Annotated in this window: 2 protein-coding genes; both read right to left on the bottom strand. The window is 39.9% G+C overall.

Going from position 1 to position 2471, the window contains the following annotated elements:
- Positions 1-33: 33 nt before the first annotated feature.
- Positions 34-798, bottom strand: a complete 765-nt coding sequence (gene istB / locus CU633_RS20535) for an IS21-like element IS643 family helper ATPase IstB (protein WP_101662422.1) — start codon at positions 796-798, stop codon at positions 34-36.
- Positions 798-2339: an IS21 family transposase gene (gene istA / locus CU633_RS20530; RefSeq protein WP_101662421.1), complete on the bottom strand. Its 1542-nt coding sequence runs from the start codon at positions 2337-2339 to the stop codon at positions 798-800. Before istA ends, istB begins: the two co-directional genes overlap by 1 nt.
- Between the last annotated feature and the right edge of the window lie 132 nt (positions 2340-2471).

Below are 2471 nucleotides of genomic sequence, written 5' to 3'. Positions count from 1 at the left end.
AGTCGAATTTTACATTTTTTGCTCGGTTCCTTTTTACACTTCTGCTGAAAAAATGCTTTTCCGGTTTTTCATCCGATGACTTTCCTCATCCTCGCCACCATGTATGACTTCCACACGATGAAGTAAACGATCTAAAATAGCTGTCGTAATGCCTTGATCTCCAATTAAATTACCCCATTCATCTGGACTTTTATTTGAAGTCAGGATGATCGAACTTCGTTCGTATAAATGATTGATTAAATGAAAAAATAAGTTTGCTTCTCTCTGATCCATTGCCATGTACATCAAATCATCGATAATCACAAGGTCGGCATTTCTAATCCGTTTGAGTTGGACTTTAGATTTATTCAGGTATTCTTCTGTCTTTAAAAGCTGCACAAGCTCACCCATTGTAGCGAAGTAAACATTGAATCCTCTATGAACGGCTTCGAGTCCCAGCCCAATTGCGATATACGTTTTTCCGATTCCAGGGGGACCTAGAAGAATTAAATTGTATTGTTGCTCTAACCAGCTCAATTCTCGAAGCTGAGAAAGCTGGCGGGCTGTTAGAACGTTTTGACCTTTAAGTTCAAACTCATCTAATGACTTCACGAAAGGGAAGCGTGCCCATTTCATTCTTTTTTCAAGGCTCTTTGCTTCACGTTTTGCTAATTCATATCTTGTGATAGATTCTAAGAATTCCAAGTAGGTCCATGATGCTTTTTCAGCTTCTCGAAGAAGCTGTGGCAGCTCCTCCGCAGTCTCTGATAAACGTAACTGACGAAATTGGTCTTGTAATTCATGCACTGTCTTGTTCATCATGCTCGACCTCCTAAAATGCTAGTATACGCATTTAAAGAACGGGTAGAGGCCTTAATATGAGGATGTTTTGCTGGATTGGCATAAAAGGATTGTTCCTCTATAACTGGTTCATCACGCAATGTATCAAGGTGATGAGCGATATCCCGAAAATCATTCGCATTGTATAGTTTCTCTGTCACGCACTTAGTCATCACAGTATTAATTAATGCTGGATACTGTTGAATCACCTTGTAGATGATCGCAAACTGGTCTCGACGATACCTCGGGTATCTTTGGCTGATCTCATCCAAATAAGCAGCTGCTTGTGTCTGATTTTTAAAGTAAGAGATTACACGTTGCTTAAGCTCTTCAACCCCTTTGGAGCGATCACGAGTATGATGACGGTTTTGAATGAGTTTTCCTTTTTCTGAGCTAATAAGATGCTCGGCAATTACCTCACCATTTGCTTCTCTGCGGATGACGAGCGTCTTTTGCTCTTCTGTCGCTTCAATCCATACAAGATTCTCACTCATTGTTTGATAAGTCCCAAGTGGGACGGAATAACGGTTTGACTTATAACGGATCGTGTTGTCCTTGCTTACACTTCTTGTTATACTTTGGTTGTTGGTACTTTCATATGAAAGTAACGAAGAGACTGGCTGTAAGTGTTGCTTTTCGAGGAGAAACACTTCTGCTGGTCTTTTTTTCGTGGTCTGGTGGACCTGATGGTTCCCAGTACGCTCGAGCCACTGTAGTGCTCGATCATTCCAATCTTCTATGTCGCTAAACACCCGACTGTCAGCGAAATTGCCTTTTATGTATTTCACTACATTTTCAATCATGCCTTTAGATTCTGGATCAGCTCTTCTACACAAGTGAACTTTGAATTTACGCTCATTTACATAGCTTTGAAATGCAGCTGTTAAAAGCAGTTGGCCTGCATTTTCACTCACTGTGATTAAGTGGTCCTGATCATAGACGATTTCTTCTGTTCGACCTCCGTAGAACTGAAATGCATTTTCATGACAGCTGATCGCATCTCTTGTAGTAAATGGACGTACCTGCCATTCCATATATTTATGTCTGGAGTGAGCGAGTACAAAGGCAATAAAGTACAGTTTGATTTCTTTGTTGTCTGTCGTCTTCTGTTTTGTTTCACCCCAGTCTACCTGAAGTTGTTTGCCCATTGGTTGTTCAGGAACTGCTTCGTATTGTCGGACAATGACCTTTTTCTCAATCTGATAGACTTCACGAATATCTTTCACATAAGATCTCACAGTACTTCCACCAACCGATAGGTCGGGATATCTCTCCAAAAGCCAATCTTGAATCTGAGCACTACTCAGGTGAGGATACTCTTCTAGCCAGGCAAGTATCCAGTCTTTATAGTGATCTAGTTTTTTCTTCTTCCCCAAAGGCTGTTCAGTGTAAGCTCTTGCCTCATCAAATGTCATTTCTAAATACTTATAGACAGTTGGTCTTGAGATCTTAAGCTCCTTAGCAATTTGTGCTACTTTAAATTTTCTTTTACGTAGTTCATGAATCTTTACATATAACACTAACTTCTCCTCCAAAAGCCTAACCTCCAGTAAAATAACGTCAATATCTATTTTACTAAAGTAGTAGGTTGATTGAGCAAAAGTGTAAAATCTTATCAAGCGAAAACTGTCAACTTTATTCTAGCGTTTACA

The sequence above is a fragment of the Bacillus sp. V3-13 genome, from assembly GCF_002860165.1.
Classification (GTDB): Bacteria; Bacillota; Bacilli; order Bacillales; family Cytobacillaceae; genus Bacillus_BJ.
The sequence above is the reverse complement of the archived record's forward strand: the minus strand, read 5'-3'. Positions and strand labels throughout refer to the sequence as shown.